Genomic DNA, 5,397 nt, shown 5'->3' on the forward strand with positions numbered 1-5,397 from the left:
GGACGGACTCGTTGATCAACTCGACCTGCGCGGCCTCGACCCCGGTCAGCGGTTCGCCCGTCAACGAATGCCACTTCACCTTGGCCAGGCTGAGCCGGTAGAGCCACATGCCGGTGAGGTACGAGCCCCACATCCGGCTGTACGGCGTGCCGATCACGGCGTCGTCGCTCGCGATGACGATGTCGGCGCACAGGGCATAGTCGCTGGCGCCACCCACACACCAGCCGTGTACTTGAGCGATCACCGGTTTGGACGCCCGCCAGATCGCCATGAACTTCTGCGTCGGCCCGGTCTCGCGCGCCGTCACGAAGGCGAAGTCCTTGCCCGGATCCCACTCGCCACCGGTGTTCATCGCCTCGCCCCAGTGGCTGAAGCCGCCGCCGAAGTCATAGCCGCCGGAGAACGCCCGCCCCGCGCCGCGCAGCACGATGACCTTGATCGCCGGGTCGCGCTCGGCGACTCCGATCGCGGCCTCGATCTCGTCGGGCATCGGCGGGACGATCGTGTTCAGGTGCTCGGGGCGGTTGAGGGTGATGGTGGCGACGGGCGGATCGGTCGCGTACAGGAGCGTTTCGAACTGCGGCATCAGTGAAGTCGAGCCAGTTCCGCCGCGGAAGTCAAGCGTCGTCGGTACCGCCGATGGGTAACCGGCGACGCGCGCCGTGCGCCTCTTCCTCCGGTTACGATGCAGGTGACCCATACCGAGTTCGCAAGATCGACGTGTTGAGTTTGCGTTATGACGCAGAAACGGTCGCTACTGTCCGCCTGGTTGCCGCGCGCCACCTCCGCACGCGACGCCCTGCTGCTGGGTCCGACGCGGCCGCCAAGGATCGTGGGACTGGCCGTCGGCGTCTCGCTCATTGCGGTCGAGAGCCTCTTCGTCCTTCTGCTCGACGAGAAGTCCCGCGGAGACGTCTTCGGTGTGGTCTTCGTGCTGGGTGTCCTGGTGGTCGCCACCGGGTGGGGTTTCTGGCTTGGGGCGATCACGGCGTTGGTGAGCGCCGTCGCCTACGAACACTTCCATCGCCTCGAAGGCGATGACTGGGTCGGAGTGGCCGCGTTCCTGATCGTGGCCCTGGCGGCGGCCGCTCTGGCCGAGCTGGCGCGGTCGCGCGCCGCCGAGGCTCAGCTACGCCGCCGACAGGTGCAGGACAGCCGTGACGATCTGGCCGTGCTCGCCGAACAACAGGCAGCCTTGCGGCGGGTGGCGACGCTCGTCGCGCGCGGGGCGCCCCCGACTGAGGTGTTCTCGGCGGTGGCGCTGGAGTTGGCCAGCCTTCTCGGTGTGCGGAATGCGTCGGTATGGCGCTACGAGACCGATGGCACCGCCACGCTCATGGCGGCCTGGGACGAACCAGGCGCGACGAAGATGCCCGTGGGCCGCCGGATTTCGCTTGAGGGCGACAACGTCGCGGCGATCGTGTTGCACACTGGGCGCCCGGCCCGGATGGACGACCATGACATCGCAGCCGGGCCGGCCGCCGCCCAGATTCGCGAGCTGGGCCTACAGGGAGGGGCCGGGGCCCCGATCGTCGTGAACGACAGGCGGTGGGGGGTGGCCGTCGTCGGCTGGTCGCGAGCCGACCCCATGCCCCCGGACACCGAGGGGCGCGTCGGAGACTTTGCCGACCTGGCCGCGATGGCGATTGCCAATGCACTGACGCGCGCCGATCTCACCGATTCTCGGGTACGGATCGTCGGGGCCGCCGACGATGCGCGGCGCCGCATCGAACGCGACTTGCACGACGGCGCCCAACAGCGCCTGGTGTCACTGGGGCTCGCCCTGCGCAATGCCGAGGCGGACGTGCCTACCGAGCTGGGGCCGCTTAGACGGCAAATCTCTCGGCTGGCGACCAGCGCAACCGAGGTTTCGAAGGATCTGCAGGAGCTCTCCCGCGGGATACACCCGGCGATCCTGTCCAACGGTGGGCTGGGGCCAGCGATCAAAACGCTGGCTCGCCGCTCCGCGGTCCCGGTCGAGCTAGACGTCACGGTCAGCGGTCGGCTGCCAGAACGGACGGAGGTGGCCACCTATTACGTTGTCGCAGAAGCACTCACGAACGCGGCCAAGTACGCACGGGCGTCCGTCGTGACGGTATCCGTGCACACCGAGGAGGACAGCCTGCACCTTTCGATCGCAGACGACGGCATCGGGGGAGCGGATACGTCCGGGGGATCTGGATTGATCGGTCTCGCCGACCGCGTCGAGGCCATCGGTGGCCGGATGACGATCTCCAGCCACCCAGGAGAAGGAACTTCACTGCGGGTGGTGATCCCCTTCGACGTCCACGTCCACGAGTGACGCGACCCCGCCCCGAGCAGGGCGAGCCCTCGCGTTGGGGCCGATACCGACTAACGGTAATGCGACGATTACCGGTAGCGGCAGAGTAGGCCGGTGGCTGGCGGTAATGCGAGGTCGCACGTTCAGGATCACGCTGGACTTCATCAATCGGATGACAGCCTCTCGTACAGAATCAGGTAGGGCCGATGACAATCGCACCAGATGCCGGGACTGAACCGGTACGGGTGGTCGTGGCCGAGGACGACGTCTTGCTCCGTGAGGGACTGACCAGCCTGCTGGACCGTTCAGGTTTTGACGTCGTCGGGCAGGCCGGCGATGGCGCGCAGTTGCTCGCCGCGGTGCGTGACAGAACGCCCCAGCTGGTGGTTGCAGACATTCGGATGCCTCCGACCCATACGACCGAGGGCCTCGATGCGGCCCGCACGATCCGTGAAGAGTCGCCGGACATCGCCATCTTGGTGCTGTCCGCGTACGTCGACGTCGTGCACGCGACGGAACTGCTCGCCAGCGGACACGGTGTCGGTTACCTGTTGAAGAGTCATGTCACCGACGTCGATGACTTCATCGACACGGTGGAGCGAATCGCCAAGGGGGCGTCGGTGATTGATCCATGGTTGGTGGCCGAGTTGGTATCGGTCCGGCGGCGCGACGATCCTCTCGCACGGCTCACCAACCGGGAGCGCGAGGTACTGGCGCTGATGGCGGAGGGACTGTCCAACGCCGGCATCGCACATCGGATGTGGGTGGCCGAAGGCACCGTGCAGAAGCACGTCCGCAGCATCCTCGCCAAGCTGAACCTTCCAGAGACCGGCGATGATCATCGGCGAGTGCAGGCGGTGGTCGCCTTTCTCGACGCATCTTGACCGGGATCCACCAGCTCGCCGGTCACCAGGGCTCGGCGCAACGCCTCAATTGGCCGAAGGTGCTGCCGAAGCGGTGGGCGCAGCGGCGATGGCGACTGCGGCTGCTCCAGAAATGAATAGCGTTGTGATGGAGCGTATTACGATTGACACGGTGTAACCCTTGTCGTGGTGGTTCACCCTCGTGTGGGCTACTTCCAGAGTCATCCTCCGGCGTGCCGATGTCATACCTGCTGCCACCCAATGTGTCCCACCCGCCAGCGGTCACATTCAAGGCGATGCCGTCGCGCAACGTTTCTGGCGCGGCCGCCCATTCCGCGACGCAGCGCTGGGTCCGTCAACAGACGTAGAAGTGCGGCAGCCATCACGGACGCGTCGCCAGGTGGGTAGACGAGCCCCGCAATGGCAGGTAGGAGCAGGTGCACCGTGGCCGGGTCGGCCGGAGCGACGACTGGCCTGCCCAGCGCCAACACATCCACTAGCGTCGTGGTCTCAGACGAATCGCCGAGCACCACGAGATCGGCGGCGGCCACCAGCTCCGACCACCGGCCGAGGCGGGGACCCCTCACTACGTGAACGCTGCTCCCGACGCCTCGCGCAGAGGTGTGCCGCGTCACGAAGGAGCGCTGCGCACCCGCCCCGAGGAGCACGAGCTGTGACGTGCACCGCTTCCGCACGGTGACGAATGCGTCAGCCAGTTGTCGGGCGTGAGTGTGATCGTCGAACGGACCGACTGCGAGGATTGTCGGCAAGCCCGCGAGACCGACCAGCCGGCGGGCGTCCACTGGATCCAGCGGCGTGGTCGACTGCTGCCCGGATGCGTCGAGGCTTCTGGTTCGATTCGACACGCGAGGTATATCCATGACTTCCAGAGTGCCGCCCTGCGGAGTTCACGTCGTCAGCGCCATCCGCCATTCATGCCCCCCTTTAGCGCGAGCCAGGCCGTACCTGCCAGCTGCAATCGCGGCGTCGGGAACACTCCCGCTAGCGATGATCCGAATGATGTCTGCCGCCCGCACCCCAGTAGGTGGCGGCGTATGCCAGCGGCGGCAACAGGAACAACGGAATGGAGACGATCGCGGTTAGGGCGAGCTGAACGTGCTGGCCGCGGCAGATCGGAAAGCCCTCGCGCGCATCGACGTAACCGACGAGGGCCAACAGCACGACGACGACGGCGCCTCCTGCGATCGTCACCGCGGTCCGTCCCTGCGACGTCGCCAGGGCTCCCGCGGCAACACTGAAGGCGGTGATCGTCCACCAGAGCTTCGGTGCAGTGAGGACGTTTCCGTATGCATCCACCGGAGGGGCGGGGAGCGGTGGTGGTGGAAAGCCGTCGAGCGGTGGATCGGGGCGGTTGCGGAACAAGGTGTAGGTATAGATGCGGCCGCCGATCTTGACGTATGTCGTGCGAAGGTAAGCGTAAAGAAACGCCACGCCGGCACAGGCGGCCATGGCAACGGCCACGGCACGCCAACCTCGGTCCAGCACCGACGCCGATATCAGTGACGATGCAACGAGCCAACCGGTCCAATAGATGCGACGCTCAAGCCGAATGTGCTTGAGGAAGATCGAAGAGATCCCCCCGGCGATCCCAAGCGATATTCCGAGGATGAGAAGAAGGTCGGAGGAAGGGCTACTTGTCAAGCATGCCTCCAAGTGCGGTGCCGCCTTCTTTGCCGAGCGTCCCGCCTGCGAGCCCGCCGACCACGGTGCCGATGAACGCCCCCGGAGGGCCCATGGCCCAGCCGCCAAGGAATCCGGCCAACGCACCGCCCCCCACGCCACCGCCCAGGCTGCCCGCCACTCCACCGAAGGTCGCTCCGGCTGGCGCCCCGTTCTGCCAGTCGTGGACTGCCACGCCAACCTCGAGGACCGATCCTGCCCAGCCGAGACCCTTGCCGATGTTGGATACGGTCTTAAGGGCTTCGGGCGAATACGTCTCCCATGGGAGTGAATGACGGCCGTCCGACAGTGCGCCGTCTAGCTGTTCGATCGTGCTCAGTGGGCCGGCCACGTCCGCGCCATAGGCGAGATCGGACCACGGCACGCCTTGTGACGCAGCGTCGACGATCGCCGTCGCCTCTGCGCGTGACATGCCCTGGTTCTCGAGAGCGGTAGTCGTCTTTTCGATGGCGTCACTGCGTGCACGGGCCTCTTGTTGGTCCAACCAGGCTGTCGCTTCGTCCGGAGTCATGGGAGGGCTCCACGGCGAGCCCTGCTCGAGCTGCTTCTGCC

5 protein-coding genes and 1 pseudogene are annotated in these 5,397 nt (G+C 66.5%); 2 read left to right on the forward strand and 4 right to left on the reverse strand.

The features are described from left to right. On the reverse strand, positions 1 to 586 hold a 586-nt coding region (locus ACRDUX_RS16220; RefSeq protein WP_526415039.1), incomplete at its 3' end, for a crotonase/enoyl-CoA hydratase family protein. A 150-nt stretch (positions 587 to 736) separates the two neighbouring features. Between ACRDUX_RS16220 and ACRDUX_RS16225 the strand changes: the two genes are divergently transcribed. Together ACRDUX_RS16225 and ACRDUX_RS16230 are read left to right on the forward strand one after the other, a co-directional pair. After that, positions 737 to 2,302, forward strand: a complete 1,566-nt coding sequence (locus tag ACRDUX_RS16225) for a GAF domain-containing sensor histidine kinase (RefSeq protein ID WP_526415040.1) — start codon at positions 737 to 739, stop codon at positions 2,300 to 2,302. 185 nt (positions 2,303 to 2,487) lie between these two features. After that, positions 2,488 to 3,165, forward strand: coding sequence for a response regulator transcription factor (locus ACRDUX_RS16230; protein WP_526415041.1), 678 nt, complete (start codon positions 2,488 to 2,490; stop codon positions 3,163 to 3,165). Between the two features lie 221 nt (positions 3,166 to 3,386). Here the strand turns inward: ACRDUX_RS16230 and ACRDUX_RS16235 are convergent, their stop codons facing one another. From ACRDUX_RS16235 to ACRDUX_RS16245, 3 genes and pseudogenes are all read right to left on the reverse strand, one after another. Further along, on the reverse strand, positions 3,387 to 4,010 hold the full coding sequence (locus tag ACRDUX_RS16235; protein WP_526415042.1) for a glycosyltransferase: 624 nt from the start codon (positions 4,008 to 4,010) through the stop codon (positions 3,387 to 3,389). Between the two features lie 136 nt (positions 4,011 to 4,146). Beyond that, positions 4,147 to 4,626 (reverse strand): hypothetical protein, encoded by a 480-nt coding sequence (locus ACRDUX_RS16240; protein ID WP_526415043.1) that lies wholly within the window; start codon positions 4,624 to 4,626, stop codon positions 4,147 to 4,149. 169 nt (positions 4,627 to 4,795) lie between these two features. Next, a pseudogene (locus ACRDUX_RS16245) lies at positions 4,796 to 5,397 on the reverse strand (hypothetical protein); the annotation flags it as partial.

The sequence above is a fragment of the Mycobacterium sp. genome (assembly GCF_050701675.1).
Taxonomy (GTDB): domain Bacteria; phylum Actinomycetota; class Actinomycetes; order Mycobacteriales; family Mycobacteriaceae; genus Mycobacterium.